General features: G+C 70.4%; 13 protein-coding genes. 9 read left to right on the forward strand and 4 right to left on the reverse strand.

What is annotated here, in order from left to right:
• Positions 1-19: 19 nt before the first annotated feature.
• On the reverse strand, positions 20-1,039 hold the full coding sequence (locus tag AB0O76_RS22435) for a LacI family DNA-binding transcriptional regulator (protein WP_365493965.1): 1,020 nt from the start codon (positions 1,037-1,039) through the stop codon (positions 20-22).
• Positions 1,040-1,197: 158 nt separating this feature from the next.
• The gene (locus AB0O76_RS22440) at positions 1,198-2,787 is read right to left on the reverse strand and encodes a GMC family oxidoreductase N-terminal domain-containing protein (RefSeq protein ID WP_365493967.1); all 1,590 of its coding nucleotides are present in this window, start codon (positions 2,785-2,787) and stop codon (positions 1,198-1,200) included.
• A gap of 147 nt (positions 2,788-2,934) precedes the next feature.
• On the opposite strand from AB0O76_RS22440, the gene AB0O76_RS22445 reads away from it, so the two are divergent.
• The 3 genes from AB0O76_RS22445 to AB0O76_RS22455 are packed head-to-tail and all read left to right on the forward strand — an operon-like array spanning position 2,935 to position 6,949.
• Positions 2,935-3,921 carry a hypothetical protein gene (locus AB0O76_RS22445; RefSeq protein ID WP_365493969.1) on the forward strand — a complete coding sequence of 329 codons (987 nt, stop codon included), beginning with the start codon at positions 2,935-2,937 and terminating at the stop codon, positions 3,919-3,921.
• Positions 3,922-3,963: 42 nt separating this feature from the next.
• Positions 3,964-5,439 (forward strand): HEAT repeat domain-containing protein, encoded by a 1,476-nt coding sequence (locus tag AB0O76_RS22450; RefSeq protein WP_365493972.1) that lies wholly within the window; start codon positions 3,964-3,966, stop codon positions 5,437-5,439.
• Positions 5,440-5,470: 31 nt separating this feature from the next.
• Positions 5,471-6,949, forward strand: coding sequence for a hypothetical protein (locus AB0O76_RS22455; protein WP_365493975.1), 1,479 nt, complete (start codon positions 5,471-5,473; stop codon positions 6,947-6,949).
• A 22-nt stretch (positions 6,950-6,971) separates the two neighbouring features.
• Here the strand turns inward: AB0O76_RS22455 and AB0O76_RS22460 are convergent, their stop codons facing one another.
• Positions 6,972-7,976, reverse strand: coding sequence for a multicopper oxidase domain-containing protein (locus tag AB0O76_RS22460; protein ID WP_365493978.1), 1,005 nt, complete (start codon positions 7,974-7,976; stop codon positions 6,972-6,974).
• Between the two features lie 199 nt (positions 7,977-8,175).
• Between AB0O76_RS22460 and AB0O76_RS22465 the strand changes: the two genes are divergently transcribed.
• From AB0O76_RS22465 to AB0O76_RS22475, 3 genes are all read left to right on the forward strand, one after another.
• Positions 8,176-10,704, forward strand: a complete 2,529-nt coding sequence (locus AB0O76_RS22465; RefSeq protein ID WP_365493981.1) for a ThuA domain-containing protein — start codon at positions 8,176-8,178, stop codon at positions 10,702-10,704.
• A complete protein-coding gene (locus AB0O76_RS22470) occupies positions 10,701-12,902 on the forward strand; it encodes a family 16 glycoside hydrolase (protein ID WP_365493984.1) in 2,202 nt (733 codons plus the stop codon). The genes AB0O76_RS22465 and AB0O76_RS22470 overlap by 4 nt, the downstream gene beginning before the upstream one ends.
• A 159-nt stretch (positions 12,903-13,061) precedes the next feature.
• The gene (locus AB0O76_RS22475; RefSeq protein WP_365493987.1) at positions 13,062-15,167 is read left to right on the forward strand and encodes a HEAT repeat domain-containing protein; all 2,106 of its coding nucleotides are present in this window, start codon (positions 13,062-13,064) and stop codon (positions 15,165-15,167) included.
• A 99-nt stretch (positions 15,168-15,266) separates the two neighbouring features.
• On the opposite strand, the gene ligD is transcribed toward AB0O76_RS22475, so the two are convergent.
• On the reverse strand, positions 15,267-16,280 hold the full coding sequence (ligD, locus tag AB0O76_RS22480) for a non-homologous end-joining DNA ligase (protein WP_365493990.1): 1,014 nt from the start codon (positions 16,278-16,280) through the stop codon (positions 15,267-15,269).
• A 73-nt stretch (positions 16,281-16,353) separates the two neighbouring features.
• On the opposite strand from ligD, the gene AB0O76_RS22485 reads away from it, so the two are divergent.
• The 3 genes from AB0O76_RS22485 (at position 16,354) to AB0O76_RS22495 (ending at position 20,448) form a co-directional block, all read left to right on the forward strand.
• The gene (locus tag AB0O76_RS22485; protein WP_365493993.1) at positions 16,354-17,415 is read left to right on the forward strand and encodes an ATP-dependent DNA ligase; all 1,062 of its coding nucleotides are present in this window, start codon (positions 16,354-16,356) and stop codon (positions 17,413-17,415) included.
• Positions 17,416-17,660: 245 nt separating this feature from the next.
• Positions 17,661-19,445 carry an FAD-dependent oxidoreductase gene (locus AB0O76_RS22490; RefSeq protein ID WP_365493996.1) on the forward strand — a complete coding sequence of 595 codons (1,785 nt, stop codon included), beginning with the start codon at positions 17,661-17,663 and terminating at the stop codon, positions 19,443-19,445.
• Between the two features lie 49 nt (positions 19,446-19,494).
• Positions 19,495-20,448 carry a DUF3048 domain-containing protein gene (locus AB0O76_RS22495; protein WP_365493999.1) on the forward strand — a complete coding sequence of 318 codons (954 nt, stop codon included), beginning with the start codon at positions 19,495-19,497 and terminating at the stop codon, positions 20,446-20,448.
• Positions 20,449-20,472: the final 24 nt, after the last annotated feature.

Below are 20,472 nucleotides of genomic sequence, written 5' to 3' on the forward strand. Positions count from 1 at the left end.
CGCTGGTCCGTCCGGCCGCCTACGCCGACCCCCTGCGCACCAGCTCCGTCGGCAGGACGACGCTCTCCTCCGGGCCGCCCCGCGACAGCAGCATGCGCGCCATCAGCCGCCCCATCTCCTCGATGTCCTGCCGCACCGTCGTCAGCGGGGGTGATGTCTGCTCGGCCACCGGCAGCATGTCGTCGAAGCCGACCAGCGCGACGTCCTCCGGCACCCGCATCCCCCGCTCGTGGAGCACCCGGAGCGCGCCCGATGCCGAGAGGTCGTTGGCGGCGAAGACGGCGTCCAAGTCCGGGCAGCGGTCGAGAAGTTCACGCATCGCCCGCTCCCCGCCGGCCGGCGTGAAGTCGCCCTCGGCGACGTACGCGTCCCCCGCCTCCGGCAGGACGTCGCGGTAGCCGTCGAGCCGGTCCACCGCCGATGTCTGGTCAAGGGGGCCGGTGATGTGCGCGACGCGTGTGCGGCCCAGCGAGACCAGATGGCGGACCGCGGCCCGCGCGCCCCCGCGGTTGTCGCAGTCGACGTACGGCGATGTGGCCGTACCGTCGGGCCACCCCGGGCGGCCGCCGAACACCGTCGGCACCCCGGCACCCTGGATGATGCCGGGCAGCGGATCGTCGAGGTGCAGGGAGAAGACGAGCGCGCCGTCGACATGGCCGCCCGACAGATAGCGGCCCACCCGCTCGTGATCGTCGCGCCCCTCGGTCAGGAGCAGCACGAGCTGCACGTCGCGCGAGGTCAGCTCCTTGCTGATGCCGCGCAGCTGCAGCGCGAAGAACGGGTCGGCGAAGACCCGTGTCTCCGGTTCGGCGATCACGACGGCGACCGCGTCGTGGCGGCGGGTGACCAGGCTGCGGGCGGCGCGGTTCGGTACGTAGCCGAGCTCGTCGACCGCGTGCCTGACCTTCTCGGCGAGCTCATCGCGCACCCCCGTGTCGCCGTTCACGACGCGGGACACCGTGGCCCGGGAGACCCCGGCGCGGGCGGCCACCGCCTCCAGCGTGGGGCGCGCGGCGGCGCTCGACGGCGGCTCGGTCACCTGGGGCTCCTCAAGGACTGCGGTGCATCAAGACTGCGGTGAATCAAGGACTGCGGCGGATCAGGGACTGCGGCCGATCGTCCGCCGGCGGATCGTCCGCCGGTCAGAATACGGCCGCCGGGCACACCGGACGGCCTCGGCCTGCGGGGTTCGCCCGGTCACCGCCGCGCGTCCGCCCTGATCAGCTCCGCCGCCTTCTCCGCGAGGGCGACCGTGGGCGCGTGGGTGTGGCCGCGGGTGATCCTCGGCATCACCGACGCGTCGACCACCCGCAGCGCCTGCACGCCGCGCACGCGCAGCGTCGGATCGGTGACCGACCGCTCGTCGCCGCCCATCCGGCAGGTGCCGACCGGGTGGTAGAGCGTCTCGGCGGAGCCGCGGATCGACCGGGCAAGGGTGTCGTCGTCGACGGTCCCCGGATACGGCTCGAGCGGGCCCGACGTGTACGGGGCAAGGGCGCTGCCCGCGAGGAGTTCCTCGGCGCGGCGCACCCCGGCGACGAGGGTGGCGATGTCGGCGTCGGCCGTCAGATAGCCGGGGTCGATGCGGGGCGGCGCGGAGACCCCCGGCCGGGTGGGGGTGATCCGGCCCTCGCTCTGCGGCTGGAGGAGGACCACGCCGATGGTGATGCCGTGCTCGGTGGGCGGTACGAGCCCGTGGTCGACGAACGGCACGGGGGCGTAGATCAACTCGATGTCGGGGGCGGTCAGTTCGGGCCTCGTCCTGATGAAGGCGACGGCCTCGGCGACGTTGGACGTCAGGGGGCCGCGCCTGCCGAGCAGGAAGCGTCCGACGTTGGCGAGGGAGTCGGCGCCGGTCAGGGTGACGGGCCGCGGGCAGCGCATGGTGACCGAGTAGGCGAGGTGGTCCTGGAGGTGACGGCCCACGTCGGGTGCGGCGACACGGGTCTCGATGCCCGCCTTGGCGAGTGCGTCGGGGTCGCCGACGCCCGAAGCCTGGAGCAGTTGCGGGGAGCCGATGGCACCGGCGCTGAGGATCACTTCGCGGCGGGCGATCAGCTTGCCGGGCACGCCGTCGGCGATCACACCGGCCACGCGTGTCCCGTCGAACTCCAGCCTGCGGACCCGCGCGTCGGTCAGGATGTGCAGGTTGCGGCGGCGCCCCGCCGTCCTGAGATAGCCGTCGGCGGCGCTCCAGCGGCGGCCGCCGCGCTGGTTGAGCGGGGTGAGCGCGAAGCCGCCGTTGTCGGGGCCGTTCAGTTCGTTCAGTTCGGTCAGGCCCGCCGCGCGGCAGGCGTCGAGGAACGCGGGCGTGGTCGTGTTGAGGGCGCGCGGCGGCGAGATCCAGAGCGGCCCTTCCGTTCCGTAGACGCTGCCGGCGCCCGCCGGGCCCGTCCACCGCTCGGCACGCCGGAAGTACCGCTCGAACTCCTCGTAGGACCACTCGGGGCCCGCCGCCTCGCCCCAGGCGTCGTAGTCGTCGCGGTGCCCGCGCACCCACATCATGGCGTTCATCGACGACGAGCCGCCGAGCATGTGGCCGCGGGGCCAGAAGAGTTCACGGCCGTCGAGGGCGGCCTGCTTCGCGGTGGAGAAGTTCCAGTCGTAGGGCGTCTTGAACAACTTCGGGAAGGCGGCCGGGATCCGGATCTCGGGCTTGCGGTCCCGCGGCCCCGACTCCACGAGGACCACCCGCGTCGCGGGATCCTCCGAAAGCCGCGCGGCAAGCACACATCCCGCGGATCCGGCACCGACGATGACGTAGTCGTACTCGCTGTCCTTGCTCAACTCGGCTCCCTCGGGGGACGGTTCGCGGCTGCGGGCGTACTGCGACGTGCGGGTCGCGCAGGGGTGATCCGTACAAGGAGTACACCCAACGTGTATCCCCGGGTAAAGGGTTGGCACGACGATCCGTGTGTCGTACAGGATCTCCACATGACGACCAGAAAGGCCGATGCCGACCACAGCACCCCCGTTGCCGTGGACACCAACACCGTTACCGGGCACAGCGCCTCCGTTGCCGGGCACAGCCCTCAGGAAACGCCTCCGACGCCCCTCGCCCCGTACGCACGCCTGCCGCGCAGGTACCACGACCGCCACATCGCCCACAGCACCGTCGACGCCTTCGGGTCCACGCACTGGCTCGTCGCCGCGCGCGAACCGAAGCCCGGGCCTGGCGCGCTCAAGCCGTACGACGCCCTGGTCGTCACCGTCGACGCCGAAGGACGGGACCACGCGACGGAACTCAGCGCGCTCCGCGCCCGGTTCCCCCGGATCGACGCGCTCCCGGACGGTGGCTTCGTCGTCGCCGACGCGCGCAGCCGCAGGAGCGAGCAGCATGTGCAGGTGTACGACGCGCTGGGCCGTGAGTCGTGGACGTTCCGCGTCGGGGACGCGATCGAGCAGTTCCTGGTCGACCCGGCAGGCCGGCTGTGGGTCGGCCACTTCGACGAAGGCGTCTTCGGGGACGACGAGCTCAGCCGTCCCGGCCTGCGCTGCTGGAGCGCCGAGGGCGAACCGCTGTGGGCGTACGAGGCGGTGGAGGGCGCGGGCGAGATCTACGACTGCTACGCGCTCAACGTGAGCGAGGACGGCGTATGGGTCTGCGCCTACAACGACTTCGCACTCGTGGAGATCCACCCCGACGGCAAGGTGCGGCCACGCGTGAACTCCGTGACGGGCGCCGCGGCGTTGGCCGTGTCCGCGGGCCGGGCGACGTTCGTCGGCGGGTACGGCGACGACCGCGACCGTCTCGTCGACGCCGAGGTCACTTACGACCAGGTACGCCCGGTCTCGACCGGACGTCTTGTCGGGCCCGGCGGCACCCCGCTCGGGCGCCGCCGGACCGTAAGCCGTGGCCCGCGCGTCTACGTACAGGAGGAGCCGTACACGGCGTGGGCGGTCCTCGACATCAGCATCTGAACCCGCCGTCGGCCCGCGTGGCGCCCCGCCTACGCTGTCGGGATGTTGGCGAACCGGAGAGCACGCAAGCGGGCGGAGCTGCGCGAGGACCTCGCCGCCAGGCTGCGGGACACGGACCCTGAGGTCCGGAGCAAGGCGGCGGCCGAGGTCGCCGAGAATGACGACCAGGAATGGGCGCTGCGCGAACTGGTGCGGGCCGTGGAGCGCGAACCGTGGGCGGAGGACTTCTCCGGGACGGTGGTGAGCGGCTTCGCGGCCGCGCTGCGCCGCGAGCGGCCGATCCGCGAACGGACGGAACAGGTCTTCGCGCAGCACCTGGACGACCCCGAAGGCTTCATCCAGGCCTGGACCTCACTCACGGCGGAGCTCGGCGGCGGCCCTGCCGTGCGGGACATCGACGACGACCTGCGCGACGACATGCGGGGCCGCCTCAGCGCCGTACGCCGCGAGGGCTGGACGGCCGACGGCATCGTCGGCCGCGGACAGCCGGGCGGCTTCGCCTACGACCTGGCGTTCGACATCGCCGTCATGCTGGCCTGCGTCGTGCTGCTCCAGAACGCGCCGGTGTCGGAGGAGGAGGCGGAGCGGCTCCGAGCTGATACGCGCGCCGTGCTCAGGAAGGCCCTGCCGCACTCGCCGGGCAGCGACGAACGGGCCGCCGCCCTCGCCCCGTTGACCAAGTCCCCCGTGGTCGAGTCATGGACCGACCGTGCCCGTGCGGGCGTACTCATCGACGAAGCGCTTGACCTGTGCACCAGCGAGGAACAGGACTTGGTGACGCTGGGCGCCGAGCTCCTGGCCAAGCTCCTCTTCGGCGAGGTGGTCCGCCGCGACCGGGTGCGCGAGATCCTCGACGGCCTGGTCGCCCGCGAGGCCCAGGAGAACCCTTTCCTGCTGAGCCGGATCCTGCAGTGCTACAGCCATCTGCACATGCCGATGCCCCTGGACGACCCGCCCCTCCCGCTGTTGCTCGACTCGCTGCGCCATCCCGACCCTGTCGTCCGCGCCGCGGCAGCGGAGAGCCTCGACCCGATAGCCGCCGGCTCCCCTGCCGAAGCGGAAGCCGTGGAGGGCCTCGTCGGCCTCCTGGAGAACGACTCGGACACGGGTGTGCGCCGCCGCGCGGCCTTGGCACTGCGGTGGCTGAACTACGGCGACGAACACCACGCGCGCATCGCCTCCGAGGCCTTGGAGCGCCAGGCGGACTCGGACGTACCGGAGATCCTCGCGCACAGCGTCGCCGACGCGCTGCGGCGCGGCGCCCCGGACGCATACGACCGGCTCCTGTCCGGGCTCGAATCCCCTTCTGCACACTGGCAGTTGCTCCTGGCCCTGGGAAACGTGCCCGGCGGATCCGGCTTCGTCCTCCCCTCGCGCTCCCAGCGCAAGGCACTCATTCAGCGCGTCGAGGCGTTGCGCGACACGGCGTGGGCCGACCGGGACATCTCCTCGGACTTCACGGGCGCGGAGAGGGCGCAGCTGCTGTCCGACCTGCTGGATCTCCTGCGGGGGCAGTAGCCGTACAGCGCCCGCCCCATACGGTGTCCTCATGTTCAAGAAGCGGAGAGAGCGCAGGCAGGCAGAGCTGCACGAAGAGTTGGCCGCCGCGCTGCGGGACGCGGACCCGGACGTCCGGGGCAAGGCGGCGGCCGACGCGGCGGCGAACGCCGATCCGGCATGGGCGCTGCGGGAGTTGGCGCAGGCCCTGGAGCGCGAGCAGTCGGTGAACGAACCTTTCGACTCCTTCGCGAGCAGCTTCGCCGATGTCCTGCGCCGCGACCGCGCGATCCGCGAGCGGACGGAGGCGGTCTTCGCCGCGAACCTGGACGACCCCGAGGGATTTCTGCGGGAGTGGACGGCGCTGACGGCAGACCTCGGCGGCGCCCCGGCGCCGAGTGAGATCTCCCCCGACGCACGGGACGATGCGCGAGACCGACTCCGCCAGATACGGGACCACGACTGGACCGCGCAGGGTCTCGCTCACGCGGGCCGACCCGACAGCTTCGCGTACGAGGTGCGCTTCGGTGTCGCCGTCATGCTGGCCTGCGTCGTGGCGCGGCGAGCGGTACCCCTGCCCGCCGACGAGTCGGACCGGCTGCGGTCCAGGACACGCGACGCCCTCGCGAAGGCGCTCCCGCTCGCTCCGGGCGGCCCCGAACGCACGGACGTGCTGACGGATCTTGCCGAACAGCCCGAGGTCGAGTCCTGGACGGACCGCGCGCGGTCCTGCCTGCTGATCGACGAGGCCCTGGCCCTGTGCGACGACGAGGACCCGGACCGGGTGGCGCTCGGCGTCGAGGCGCTGTCCGCGGTGCTGCTGTTCAACGGCGTGTTCCGGTACCGCCGGATCCGCGAGACCCTCGACCGCCTTGCCGATGGCCCGCCCGACGCCGTCGCTTTGAGCGAACTGCTGTGCTGCTACGACGGGTTGCACATGAACGAGCCGCTGGAGGCCCCGCCCCTCCCGTTGTTCCTCGACGCACTGCGGCACGCCGACGCCAGGGTTCGCAGCGCAGCCGCCGAGGGCCTCGACCCGATGGTCGAGGGCTCCCCGTCGGAGGGCGAGGCCGTGCACGCCCTGATCGACCTGTTCGAGCACGATGCCGACCGGGGCGTCCGCGTGAGCGCCGCCAGGACGCTTGCCGGTCTCCGCTGCGCCGAGGAACGCAACTCGTGGGCCGCCTTCGACGCCCTGCAACGGCACGCCGACTCCGGCGTCCCGGAGATCCGCGCGCTCAGCCTCCGCGATGCGCTCCAGCGCGGCACGCCGGACGCCTACGACCGTCTCCTGCGCGAACTCGAATCAACCGATGTGCACTGGGAGTTCCTGTCGGCGTACACCTTCGCCGCCCTGAACCACGGTTTCCGTCTCTCGCCGGACATCCGCCCTCGCCTCGTCGAACGCCTGGAGCGCCTGCGAGCATCCGGCTGGGCCAACCACAGTGAGGCCCCGGACGCCTACCCCGATCCGGAGGACCGCATCGATATGCTCGACGAGCTCCTGCGCGACCTCCGCGCCGACGCCTAGGGCCTGTCCGATGGGTCAGGCCCTAGCCGTGATCGTGCCCGGACGCCCCGGACTCCTCGGCAGCCCCGGCCGCCGCATGATGCGGCTCATAATCCGGGATGGTCCCGTCCGCCTTCTTCACGAGGAACAACCCCGCCATCCCCATGTCCGAGTGGCTCTGCACATGGCAGTGGTACATCCACGCGCCCGCGCCGACCCCCTCCCCCGCGATCACCTGGAAACCGAACGAGTCCCCCGGCCCCGTGATCTTGTCGTCGAGAATCTGGCTGGGGTCCTCGAGTCCGGTCAGCAACCCCGTGCGGTTGTCCGCCCAGCGGTGACCGTGGACGTGGAAGGTGTGGTAGTACTCGCCGTGCGTGATCGAGACGAACTCGACCCGATCGCCCACCGTGGCCTCGAAGTTGGGGCTGTCGTGGCCGGCCTTGTTGTTGATCGTCATGTCGTTGAAGACGATCGTGAAGGTCTTGTCCGGCAGCAGGTCGCCCTTGCGGCGCACGATCAGCGCGCCGTAGAGGCCCTTGCGCACGCCGCCCGTGCCGTGGTCGGTGCCGACCACGTGGTCGTGGTAGTGCCAGTAGCCCGCCGTACCCGGGCGCCACGTGCCGTCCTTGCGGCGGCCCGGGGTGTGCGTGCGCCAGGTGTACGTGCGCTTGCCGCCCGGCTCGACATCACTCTTGGTGTGCTTCGTGCCGTCGCTGGAGATCTCGTAGTCCATGCCGTGGACGTGGAGGCTGGCGTTCACGTCCATCAGGTTCTCGAACTCGATGTGCAGCGTGTCGCCCTCGTTGAGCTCGATCAGCGGGCCGGGGATGGACGCCTTGCCCTTCTCCAGGCCGTAGCCCATCTGCCCGTCCGGCAGCTTCTCGGCGTACATCTTGATACGGCGCACCTCGCCGCCCGCCGGCGCGGTCTTCGGCCCTTCGGCCGTACTCGCCTCGGGCGCGGAGGCCAGCGACAACGATGTCACCCCGGCCGTGGCGGCCACCCCACCCACGAGCATCCGCCGGTTGAAGCTCCGTCTGTCCATGCCGAACTCCCCACTGCGGTACGGATGCTGACGGGGCAGAGGTTGCCCCCGGGACGGCCACACGGTACTGGGGGGATCTTCGTTTATCCACACTCAGGACAAAGTTGGCACTGTTGCGGTCATACCTATTGGCGAGTGACGAAAAGAGGTCTAGCTTCATCGGCGCTGTTGCTGTGACCGACGAGGGGTGGGTGTACTCATGCGGCTCACACCGCATCAAAAACCCTTGAGGGTACGAGGGTTGAGCAGACGCAGGGATCGAGGAAGACGCCGGTCGCACCGGGCCTGGGCCGCCGCCCTGCTCTCCGGAGCGCTGGTCACCGGCGCGCTCTCCGCACAGGCCGCCACCGCGCGGCCCTATCCGGAACCGCCGTTGACAACGATGTCCCTGCCGACCCCGCCCGGCGGGGCGAACGTCCGCGTCCTGGTCTTCCACGGTTCGGCGGCGGGCGGCGACGAGTCCCCCGTCGTCAACGCGGGCATCGAGGCCATCGAGAAGATCGGCCAATCCGGCCCGGCCGCCCAGCGGTTCAGGATCGAGGCAACGGACGACCCGGCGGTCTTCACCAACGAGGCCAAGCTCGGCAAGTTCAACGCGGTCGCCTTCCTGACCGGCGGCGGCGACATCCTCGAACCCGAGCAGGAGGCGGGCCTTGAGGCCTACATGGAGGCCGGCGGCGGCTTCCTCGGCATCCATGACGCGGCCCGCGCCGAGCCGTACTCGACCTGGTTCAGCGGACTGATCGGTGCCCGCCCTGCCGACTCAAGCCCAACGAACGTACAGCGGGCCACAGTTGAGATGGGCGACCGCCAGCATCCCGCCACCAAGGACCTGCCGCTGCAGTGGAAGCGCCCCGACCGGTGGCTGAACTGGACGAAGAACCCGTCGGGCGACGTGCACACCGTGGCGCGCGTGCGCGAGTCGACGTACCAGCCGGGCGAGAGCAAGAACGGCTGGGACCACCCGGTGTCCTGGTGCCGCGACTACGACGGCGGGCGCTCCTTCTACACCGGCATGGGCGGCACGGCGGACTCCTACGACGAGACCGACTTCCGTCAGCATCTGCGCGGCGCCCTGCTGTGGACGACCCGCATCGCGCGCGCCGACTGCAAGTCGACGATCAACGCCAACTACAAGGCCGAGCGCCTGACTCAGGCCAATCAGCCGGGCCAGAACGACCAGATCGGCGAGCCGCACGGCCTGGTCACCGCGCCCGACGGGCGGGTCTTCTACATCGGCCGCGGCGGCGCCGACTCCTCGCAGCCGGTGGTCACCGACTGGAACAACGCCGACATCGGCAAGGGCAAGGGCGAGATCCACGTCTACGACCCCAAGACCAAGAAGGTGACCCTCGCGGGGGCACTCACCGTCTTCGGCAACAAGGGCGGCGGCGATGAGCTGATCAAGGTCGAAGAGGGCCTGCTCGGCATCGAGTTGGACCCCGAGTTCGCGGAGAACGGGTGGGTGTATCTGCACTACACACCCCACTCGAAGATCAACCGCGATACGCACATGGCCGAGCGGTACGTCTCGCGCTTCACCCTCGACCAGGCCACGAACAAGCTGGACCTGGGCAGCGAGAAGGTGCTGCTCAAGTGGCCCGTACAGATCCACAGTTGCTGCCACGCGGGCGGCGGGATGGCCTGGGACTCCAAGGGCAATCTCTACATCGCGACCGGTGACAACAACTCCTCGCGGTTCAGCGACGGTTACTCGGGCAACAACCCGGAGCCGAACTTCAAGGGCGTCTCCTTCGCCGACGCGCGCCGCACCGCGGGCAACACGAACAACCTCAACGGCAAGATCCTGCGCATCCACCCGGAGTCCGACGGGACGTACACGCTCCCCGGTGGCAATCTCTTCACCGGCAAGGAGCCGGACGAGGGCGGCGGCAAGACGCGCGGCGAGATCTATGTGATGGGCGTCAGGAACCCGGCGCGCATCTCGATCGACAAGAAGACCGACACCCTGTACGCGGGCTGGGTCGGGCCCGATGCCGGTCAGCCGTCGACGACTTGGGGCCCGGCGAAGTACGACACGTTCGCCGCGATCACGCACGCCTCCAACCGCGGCTGGCCGTACTGCATGGGCAACAACCAGCCCTACCGCGACCGCAATCTGCCGGACCCGACGAAGCCGCTCGGCTGGTACGACTGCAAGAACCTCAAGAACGAGTCGCCCAACAACGACGGCCTGGTGAACATCCCGCCCGCCGAACCGAACAACATCTGGTACTCGCCGCAGGGCGGCGGCATCGACTACCCGCGCGACGCGAACGGCGTGCCGAGCTACAAGACGGAGGAGCAGAAGCAGCTCCTGCCGTGGCTCAAGGGCGGCGGCCAGGCCACGATGAACGGCCCGGTCTACCGCTTCGACGCGGCGAGCACGAGCGCGGACAAGTGGCCCTCGTACTGGGACGGCAAGTGGTTCGTCGGTGACTTCTACGACGCCGACCAGCCGCGGCACGCGGTGCTCACCGACCCCAGGACGGTCGGCAGCGGCGGCCTTCCGACGCACGCCGAGTCCCTGAAGAAGATCATCCCGATCGGCAACGACGGCATCAAGAACCTCATGGACTGGAAGTTCGCCGCCGACGGTTCGCTGTACGTCCTCGACTACGGCCGCGGCTTCTTCACCTCGGACCCCAAGTCGGCGCTGTGGCACGTCACTTACAAGGGCGGCGAGGCGACTCCGGCCGCCGACGACCTGGCAAGGAGGGCGGGATGAAGCCCGTCGTGCGCAAGCGAAGACTCTGGACGGCGCTGTTCGCGTCGCTCCTGATGGTGCTCGGCCTGACGTCGACGGTGGCCTTCGGGCGCGACGACAACTCGGGCCTGGCCGCCCAGACCTTGACCTGGACGGCGAACAACAGCATCGACAAGTACGCCTCCGCGCCCACCACGGCGGTCGCGGGTGCGACGACGATCGTCTTCGAGAACAGCGTGGCGACCGGCAACGACACCGGCATGCCGCACACGTTGACGTTCGACGTCTCGGACCCCGAGTACAACAACGACGTACCGCTGAACATCCTGGCCAACCCCAACGACGACCAGGGCGGCAAGCACACCGCCGAGGTGAACCTGACGCCCGGCCGTTACCGCTACCACTGCACGATCCCCGGCCACGGGGCGATGCAGGGCATCCTCGTGGTGACCGAAGGCGGCGCGGACACCACGGCTCCGGAGACCTCGGCGAAGGTCGAGGGACAGACCAACTCCGATGGCGCGTACATCGGTTCGGCCAGCGTGGCGGTGACGGCGACCGACGCGGGTTCGGGCGTCGACAAGGTCGAGTACGCGGTCGGCGCGGACGGCGCCTGGCAGCCGTACACGGCCCCCGTCGTCGTCGACCAGGTCGGCACCCACAAGATCCGGTACCGGGCGAGCGACAAGGCGGGCAACGTGGTGGCGGAGAAATCCGTCGACTTCACGGTGGTCGCGCCGCCGACCGACGACAAGACGCCACCGGAGACGTCGGCCACGGTGACCGGTGAGCAGAACGACCAGGGCCAGTACGTCGGGATGGCGACCGTCACGGTGACGGCGTCCGACACCGGCTCCGGCGTCAACAAGATCGAGTACGCGGTCGGGGACGGCGGCGCATGGACGGCGTACACGGCGCCGGTCATGGTCCACGCGGCGGGCGCGCACAAGATCCGCTATCGCGCGTCCGACAAGGCGGGCAACGTGGCGGCGGAGAAGTCCGTCCAGTTCACCGTGGTCACGCCGCCGGTCGAGGACAAGACGCCGCCGGAGACGGCCGCGAAGGTCGAGGGCGACAAGGACTCGGACGGCGCGTACATCGGCAGGGCGAAGGTGACGGTCACGGCGACCGACACCGAATCGGGCGTCGACAAGGTCGAGTACTCCCTGGACGGTGGCCCCTACCTCGCGTACACCGATCCGGTCGTCGTCGACCGGGTGGGCCGCCACACGGTGGCGTACCGCGCGAGCGACAAGGCGGGCAATACGGCGGCGGCGAAGGACGTCTCCTTCACGGTCACCGAGGGCGGCGGGATTCCGGCGCCCAACTGCCCGGAGTACGACGAGCGGTTGACGGTGTTCGTCGGCACCGTCGACACGGGCATCCCGAATCGGGTCACCAACAACCGGTGCCGCATCAACGAGTTGATCGAGGACGAGAAGGAGTGGACGTCGCACGCGCTCTTCCTGAAGCACGTCAAGAGCGTCACCGACAAGCTCCTGAAGGCCGGTGAGATCGACCAGCGCGAGTACAACAAGATCAACCGCGCCGCCAAACAGTCCGGCATCGGCAGGCCGGGCCAGACCGAGGGCTACCGCAAGATCTTCGACGGCACCCAGGACTCCCTGAACAAGTGGGAGCAGGTCGGCGGCGGCAAGTTCGGCCTGGGCGGCGACGGTTCGATCACCAGCTCCACCACCGTCCAGGGCATGGGCATGCTGTGGTTCCCGGAGCGCAAGTACGGCGACTTCTCGCTGAAGCTCCAGTGGCGGGACGACGCACCGGGCAATGGCAACGCCAACGCGGGTGTCTTCGTCCGCTTCCCGCAGGTCCACGACCACCCGGAGGAGCCGCGTCCGGAGTGGGTCGCCATCAAGTACGGGCACGAGGTGCAGGTGCTCGACCGTCCTGACGGCGACATGTACAAGACGAGTTCGATCTACGGCTTCGACCGGGTGGGCCTCGGCGGCGCCGGCGTCACCCCGAAGGGCACGTGGAACGACTACGAGATCCGCGTGGTGGACCAGCACTACTCGGTCTACCGCAACGGCGTCCTGCTCAACGAGCTCGACAACACGGGCGGCCAGGACTTCGTCCCGCCGCGCGGCGACGACCCCGGCACGGACGGGCGGCGGTTCGCGTCCGGCTATGTCGGGCTGCAGGTGCACGGGGTCACTGATGTGATCTCGTACCGGGACATCAGGATCAAGGAGCTGTAGAGCTGTGGAGCTGTAGAGCTGTAGCCACCGCCTGCCCGGACCGGCTTCGGCCCCCGCACCCCGACCTGGGGCGCGGGGGCCGTTGTCAGTGGCGTGCGGCATGCTTCTGATCAACGGAATCGAGCACGGCCGAGCACGATCGGGCACGGGGGAACAGGAATGGCTTTCACGGGGATCGACGACATCGACTGGGCGTCGATGGTGCATGCGTACGGAGACGCGTCGGACGTGCCGCGGCTGCTGCGGGGCCTTGCGTCGGCGGACCCGGCGGAGCGTGACATCGCGCTTGACGGTATGTACGGCGCGGTGCATCACCAGGGTGATGTGTACGACTCGACCGTCGCCTGCCTGCCGTTCCTCTTCGATCTCGTCGCCGACACGTCGGTCGCCGACCGGGGCTCCCTCGTGGGCCTGCTGTGCAGCATCGCGGGCGAGGAGGAACCCGACCCGGAGGAGATCGGCGGCCTCTTCGAGGACGAGGAGGAGGACGCGGACTGGGTCGGGAATTTCCTCGCCGCCAGTGCGACGGTCCGTGGACGTGCCGGGTTCTTCCTGGACCTCCTGGCGGACCCGGATCCGGACCTGCGCGAGGTGCTGCCGCAGGCGGTGGTCCAGCTGCACGACGACCCCGCGCGGGTGCTCGCCGCGCTGCGTGAGCGGATGGCCGTGGAGCAGGCGGATGAGGTCGTACGTTCCCTGGTGCGGGCGATCGGCATGCTGGGCACCCGGCACGCGCAGCTGCTCGGCGGCGAGGTGGGCGCCTGTCTGCGCGAGGTGATCTCGTCCGGCGGCGCCGACCCCGAGCTGCGCCTGACGGTCCTGGCGCAGCTGGCCCGGTGTGCTCCCGAGCTGCTGCCCGACGACTGTGTGGACATCGCCACGGAGGTGATGCGGATCGCGTACGAGTCGAAGAGCGAGCCCGGCGGCGCTTCCGACACCGCCGCCGACGACGAACGGCCGCGCACGAACACGATGTTGTCCCATCTGAGGGACCTGGAGGCTGAGCACCGCGCGAGCATCGACGCGACCCTCGCCGACGACCTCCTGGAGGATCTGCACGACGCGCTCGGCGACTCCACGGACGAGCGGTTCGAGCTGCTCAACGACCAGCTGTGCAGCCCCGACTGGGGACAGCGCATGGCGGCGGTCCGGATGAGCGGACGGCTGCTGACCGGCTGGCGCGCGCCGAACGACCTCACGGTCGCGCTGCTCGCGCGGCAGCTGGTCGAGCACGAGGAGCGGCTTTCCCGGGCCACGCTGCGCGAGTTGGGGTACGTGCATCCCATCGCCCATGTCACGGCGGATGTGCTGGAGGCGGCCCTCGTCGAGTGGGAGGACGAGTGGGAGCCGGAGGACTGGGAGTCCTCCCTCTTCGGCAGGGCGCTCAACGCGCTTGCCCTGCAAGGTGACGAGCGGGTCGTGCCGTATCTAGCGGCGGTCCTGGAGAGCGGCGGCGACATCCCCGAGTACCTGTCCCGGTGGGTCGGGGCGATCGGCCCCGCCGCGGCGCGCCTGGCGCCGGTGCTGCATGGCAGGCTGGCCACCATCGGTCCGAACGACTCACGGTCGGACTCCTCGCGTCTCGTCGCGGCCCTCGGCCGTCTGCACCCGGCCGATTCCCTCCCCCTGATCGTGCGCGTCCTGCGGGACAACCACGGCGCGCAGACCCAGTGGCCCGTGCTGAGGGCACTCGGCCGGTACGGTCGGGCCGCCGCCGACGTCGCGCCGTATCTGCGCGAGCTGGTGTCCGTCGGCTCCCCCACCACGAGCCACCAGCTGAAGGCGGCCGACGCCCTCCGGGCGGTGACGGGCGAGACCGAACTCCTGCTGCCCCTCCTGCGCGAGGCCCTGGCCGCGGACCAGCAGTACAACCGGAACCTCGCGACGCGCATCGCAGGATCGCTCGGTCCGCGGGCCGCCGAACTCGCGCCCCGGCTGCGCGAGCTGATGACCGACGAGGGATCGATGGAGGCGACGATCGCGCTCTGGAAGGTACGGGCCGAGGCGGCGGAAGTCCTGCCGACGCTCCTCGCCCAGTGGACGGCGAAGCCCGTCACCCGTCCGGCAACGGCCGCCTGCCTGGTCGCGATGGGCGCCGATGCGCTGCCCGCCCTCCCCCTGATACGCGCGGAACTGGCCGCCACGCGCCGCCACAACAACACCGGCTCCCGGAGCAATGTCCGCCATGCCTGCGCCGACGACGAGGCCCTGCTGAGGAGGTGCCGCCGCATCGCCGCCGCGCTCGCCCCGCAGGGCACCGGCTGACCTCCCTGTCGGGCAGGGTTCAGTCGTCCGTGTCGGTGACCGCGAGCACCGACACCCGCGTCCGGGACGGATCGAGCACCGCGAAGCCCAGGTCGGCAGCTACTCCTCGTGCCTCGCCCGGCTCGGCTGCACCCGCTTCGGCTCGCCCGGCATCTTCGGGTACTCGGGCGGGTACGGCATGTCGCCGAGGCCGCGGTCGTACTCGTCGCGGTCGGCCTGTTCGAGGAGCGCGTCGAGCGAGAAGGCGTGCTTCTCCATGTCCGCGTGCACATCGCCCACTTGGGCATACCGGTGCGGCATCGAGGCGATGTCGAAGTCCTGCGGGGCGGCGTCGTCGATCTCCTCCCAGCGCAGGGGCGCCGAAACGGGTGCGTTCGGCCGGGGGCGGACCGAGTAGGCGGAGGCGATGGTGCGGTCGCGGGCGGTCTGGTTGAAGTCGACGAAGATCCGCTCGCCCCGTTCCTCCTTCCACCACGCGGTGGTGACCGCGTCCGGCATGCGCCGCTCCAGCTCACGTCCGCAGGCGATCACGGCACGCCGTACGCCGGTGAAGTTCCACCGCGGCTCGATCGGCACGAAGACGTGGATGCCGCGCCCGCCGGACGTCTTGGGCCACCCTTCCAGCCCGAACTCATCAAGAACTGCCCGGAGTTCATGCGCGGCGCGCACCGCATCGGCAAAGTCCGTGCCGGGCTGCGGGTCGAGGTCGATGCGGAGTTCGTCGGGATGGTCGGGGTTGTCGCGGCGTACCGACCAGGGGTGGAAGGTGAGGGTGTTGAACTGCGCGGCCCAGACGACGGCGGCGACCTCCGTGGGGCAGATCTCGTCGGCCGTGCGGCCGCTGGGAAAGGCGATGGTTCCGGTGGGGATCCAGTCGGGGAGGTTCTTGGGGGCGCGCTTCTGGTAGAAGAACTCGCCGGTGACGCCTTCCGGGAATCGCTGGAGCGTCGTGGGCCGGTCCCGCAGGGCGCGCACGATCCCGTCGCCGACCGCGATGAAGTACCGGGCGACGTCCAGCTTGGTGAAGCCCCGCTCCGGAAAGACGATCTTGTCGGGGCTGGAAAGCCGCACCGTCCGCCCGCCCGCGTCGAGCTCCACCGCTTTACCCGCCATGCCGTCACGCTAGGCGCAGCGGGCGAAATTCGCATACCGGGCGGACAAGGGCGTACGGGATCAGAATCGAGCCATGGATCTGCCGGTGATGCCGCCCGTCAAGCCCATGCTCGCCAAGCCCGTGGCGAGGATCCCGCCGGGCATGCAGTACGAGGCCAAGTGGGACGGCTTCCGGGCGATCGTCTTCCGTGACGGTGCGGATCTGGAGATCGGCAGCCGGACGGGCAAGCCCCTCACCCGCTACTTTCCCGAGCTGGTCGAGGCCCTGCGCGAGCGGCTCCCGGAGCGCTGTGTACTCGACGGCGAGGTCGTCATCGCGCTGGACGGCCGGCTCGATTTCGACGCCCTCACCGAGCGCATCCACCCCGCAGAATCCCGCGTGCGGACGCTCGCCGAGCGGACCCCGGCGTCGTTCGTGGCCTTCGACCTGCTCGCCCTGGACGACGAGGCGCTGCTCGACACGCCCCTCACCGACCGGCGCGCCCGTCTGACCGACGTACTCGAAGGTGTCACGGCCCCGGTCCATCTCGCGCCCGCCACCACGGACCCCGGTCTGGCCCAGGAGTGGTTCGAGCGGTACGAGGGCGCGGGCCTCGACGGTGTCATCGCCAAGCCGCTCGACCTGCGCTACCGGCAGAACGAACGCCTCATGTTCAAGATCAAGCACGAGCGCACGGCGGACTGCGTGGTGGCGGGCTACCGCTTCCACAAGAGCGGCCCCGTCGTCGGTTCGCTGCTCCTCGGTCTGTACGACGACGAGGGCGCCCTGCAGCACGTCGGTGTCTGCGCCGCGTTCTCCATGCAGCGGCGCGCTGAGCTGGTGGAGGAGCTGGAGCCGCTGCGGATGGAGTCCGCGGAAGGCCACCCCTGGGCGGCCTGGACGGAGGAGTCCGCGCACCAGACGTCCCGGATGCCGGGCGCCCCGAGCCGCTGGTCGGGCAAGAAGGATCTTTCCTGGGTGCCGCTGCGCCCCGACCGCGTGTGCGAGGTGGCGTACGACCACATGGAGGGCGGGCAGCGCTTCAGGCACACGGCGCGGTTCCGCACCTGGCGACCGGACCGTACCCCTGACAGCTGTACGTTCACCCAGCTGGAGGAGCCGGTCCGGTACGACCTGGCGGATGTGCTGCGGTAGCCGGGTTCCGCCTCAGCGGGCCGGGCGCAGGAGTGTGTCGCGCGCCGCTGCTTGAACCGCCGGGATATTCGCATGGCGTCGAAACTGCCCACGGCACCGAGAGAGGGTCAACTCCCTTGCACCGTCGGCAGCACAATCACGCCAACATTCACGCCCGCCGCCTCGTGCGACTTCCGTGCCGTGGTGCGGTGACCGTATGCTCCTGCGCCTGATACGGGAGTTACCTACGGTAAGGGGGACGGGACATGGGGCGCTCGGGAGTCGGGGGCAGCACGAGGCGTACGTTCGTCGCGGGGGCGGCCGCGGCGGGTGGCGTGGCCGCGCTCGGCGTGGGGGCACTGCCCGCGGTGGCGGACGACCGGGCCTCGAAGGCGCGGCAGTCGGTCGCCGTACTCGGCGGTGGTGTCGCCGGTCTGACGGCGGCCCATGAACTGGCCGAACGCGGCTTCGCGGTCACGGTCTACGAGCGCCGGGCGCTCGGCGGCAAGGCCCGCAGCATGGACGTACCGAACAGCGCGAAGGGCAACCGCAAGCCGCTGCCCGGCGAGCACGGGTTCCGCTTCATACCCGGGATCTATCACAACCTCCCGGACACGATGCGCCGCATCCCGTTCCCGGGGAACGCGAACGGCGTGTGGGACAACCTCGCCGCACCCCGCGAGATGTCGTTCGCGCGCACCGGCCGCGAGGACATCCGGATGCCGATCCCCTGGCCGGGCAGCGAGCCGGAGCAGCTCACCCTCGACGACATCCGGCGGGCGCTGACCGCGCTGCTCGACACCGCCTTCAATCTGCCGGCCCACGAGGCCGCGTACTTCGTGAACCGCGCCCTGGTCTTCCTCACCAGCTGCGACGAACGCCGCGACGACACCTGGGAGTCGACACCCTGGTGGGAGTTCGTGCGCGCCGAGCAGATGTCGAAGGACTATCAGCGCATCCTCGCCATCGGCGTCACCCGCAACATCGTGGCGACCAAGGCCGAGGAGGCGAGCACCCGTACCGTCGGCACGCTCGGTGAGGCCTTCGTCTTCAACGCGCTCGGCCAGGGCGCGGACGGCCCGCCCGACCGGATCCTGAACGCGCCGACCAACGAGGCGTGGATCGACCCGTGGGTGACCCACCTGAAGTCGCTCGGCGTCGAGTTCCGCATGGGCTGGAACGTGCGCGACCTGGGGTTCGCGGGCGGCCGGATCACCAAGACCGTCGTCGAGGATCCGGACGGCGTACGCCACGACATCACCGCCGACCACTACGTCCAGGCCATGCCGGTGGAGCACGCGCGCAAGACGTGGAGCACCGAACTGAAGTCCGCCGACCCCCAGTTGGCGCGCTGCGACAAGCTGGAGACGGACTGGATGACGGGCATCCAGTTCTATCTGACGGAGCACCCGCCCGTCGTCAACGGTCACTTCAACTGCATCGACTCGCCGTGGTCACTCACCGGCATCGCGCAGGCAGGACACTGGCCGGACCGCGACTTTCCCGCGGACTACGGAGACGGCGTCGCGGTCGAGTGCCTCTCCGTGGACATCTCCGAGTGGGACAAGCCGGGGATCCTGTACGGCAAGACGGCCAAGCAGTGCACGCGCGACGAGGTCGCCAAGGAGGTGTGGGCGCAGCTCAAGGCCGCGCTCAACGACACCGGCAAGACCGTCCTGAGCGACGGCAAGCTGCACTCGTGGTTCCTGGACCCGGGCGTCGACGGTCTCGGGACGCCGAACCCGACCAACGAGGACGAGCTGCTCATCCACCCCGTCGGCACCTTCCACAACCGTCCGTCGGCCGAGACGAAGATCCCCAATCTCTATCTGGCGGGCGACTACGTGGCCGTGCCGATCGACCTGGCGACGATGGAGGGCGCCAACACCTCGGCACGCCAGGCGGTGAACGCCATCCTGGAGCGGGTGGGGTCGGACGCCGAACGCTGCACGGTGACTCCGCTGTACCGCGTTCCGGCGGTCGAGGCCCTCAAACGCCACGACCGCACCCGCTACCGGCTCGGCCTGCCGAATGCCCTGGATCTGGGATGAGGTCCTCGACGTAGGCTGAAGGAAGGGCCTGACGGGGTAGGTGGTCCGCATGGGACGGTGGACACACATCCGGCGTACGGCGGTGGCGGCAGCGGCCGTCATCGCCCTCGCGCCAGCCTGCACGTTCGGGGACGACTCCGGAGGCGACGGGACGGCACCGTCGGACGGGTCGGGCGGCGGCCCCGTACTCGCGGTGAAGATCGACAACGTCGGCCCGGCGCGCCCGCAGACCGGGCTCGACGCGGCGGACATCGTCTACGCGGAGCAGGTGGAGGCGGGGCTCAGCCGGCTGATGGCCGTCTACGGCGATCCGGAGCGGCTGCCGTCGGTCGTCGGTCCGGTGCGCAGCGCGCGCGAGACGGACCTGGAGCTCCTGCGCCAGTTCGACGACCCGGCGCTCGCGTTCTCCGGGGCACAGTCGCAGCTGCTTCCGCTGATAGCCGACGCACCGCTGCGGGGCCTGACGCCCGGCAAGGCGCCCGCCGACGCCTACTTCCGCGACGGCAACAGGGCGGCTCCGCACAATCTCTTCGTACGTCCGAAAGCCCTCGACCTGGAGCAGGGTGAAGGCGGCGGCCTGTCGAGCACGGGCTTCGTCTTCGGCCCGCGCCCCAAGGACGGCGGCACCCCGGAGCAGGAGCGCACGGTCCGCTTCCCGGCGGCCCGGTTCACCTTCACCTGGTCGACCGAGCAGGAGCGCTGGCTGATCGCCATGGACGGGGAGCGGGCCATCACGTCCGACGGCAAGGCCCTGGCGGCGTCGACGATCGTCGTGCAGTACACGAAGGTGCGCGAGTCCCGCTTCCAGGACCGCTCGGGGAACAACACCCCCTTCACCGAGACCGTCGGCTCGGGCGAGGCGCGGGTCCTGCGGGACGGGCGTGCGTACGAGGCGCGCTGGGAGCGGTCCGACGCGGAGGACGGCACGGAGTTCACCACGCCGGACGGCGAGCCACTGCCGTTCGCGAAGGGGCAGGTGTGGGTGGTGTACGCGAAGGCGTGACGGCGGCGGGGCGCGGTCAGCCCC

This window comes from Streptomyces sp. NPDC086554 (assembly GCF_040686095.1).
Classification (GTDB): domain Bacteria; phylum Actinomycetota; class Actinomycetes; order Streptomycetales; family Streptomycetaceae; genus Streptomyces.

What these genes read in the sequence shown, in the direction of transcription:
- AB0O76_RS22445 (WP_365493969.1), top strand. Translation starts at nt 2,935, where the DNA reads ATGACGACCAGAAAGGCCGATGCCGACCACAGCACCCCCGTTGCCGTG.
- AB0O76_RS22450 (WP_365493972.1), top strand. Translation starts at nt 3,964, where the DNA reads ATGTTGGCGAACCGGAGAGCACGCAAGCGGGCGGAGCTGCGCGAGGAC.
- AB0O76_RS22455 (WP_365493975.1), top strand. Translation starts at nt 5,471, where the DNA reads ATGTTCAAGAAGCGGAGAGAGCGCAGGCAGGCAGAGCTGCACGAAGAG.
- AB0O76_RS22460 (WP_365493978.1), bottom strand. Translation starts at nt 7,976, where the DNA reads ATGGACAGACGGAGCTTCAACCGGCGGATGCTCGTGGGTGGGGTGGCC.
- AB0O76_RS22465 (WP_365493981.1), top strand. Translation starts at nt 8,176, where the DNA reads ATGCGGCTCACACCGCATCAAAAACCCTTGAGGGTACGAGGGTTGAGC.
- AB0O76_RS22470 (WP_365493984.1), top strand. Translation starts at nt 10,701, where the DNA reads ATGAAGCCCGTCGTGCGCAAGCGAAGACTCTGGACGGCGCTGTTCGCG.
- AB0O76_RS22475 (WP_365493987.1), top strand. Translation starts at nt 13,062, where the DNA reads ATGGCTTTCACGGGGATCGACGACATCGACTGGGCGTCGATGGTGCAT.
- ligD (WP_365493990.1), bottom strand. Translation starts at nt 16,280, where the DNA reads ATGGCGGGTAAAGCGGTGGAGCTCGACGCGGGCGGGCGGACGGTGCGG.
- AB0O76_RS22485 (WP_365493993.1), top strand. Translation starts at nt 16,354, where the DNA reads ATGGATCTGCCGGTGATGCCGCCCGTCAAGCCCATGCTCGCCAAGCCC.
- AB0O76_RS22490 (WP_365493996.1), top strand. Translation starts at nt 17,661, where the DNA reads ATGGGGCGCTCGGGAGTCGGGGGCAGCACGAGGCGTACGTTCGTCGCG.
- AB0O76_RS22495 (WP_365493999.1), top strand. Translation starts at nt 19,495, where the DNA reads ATGGGACGGTGGACACACATCCGGCGTACGGCGGTGGCGGCAGCGGCC.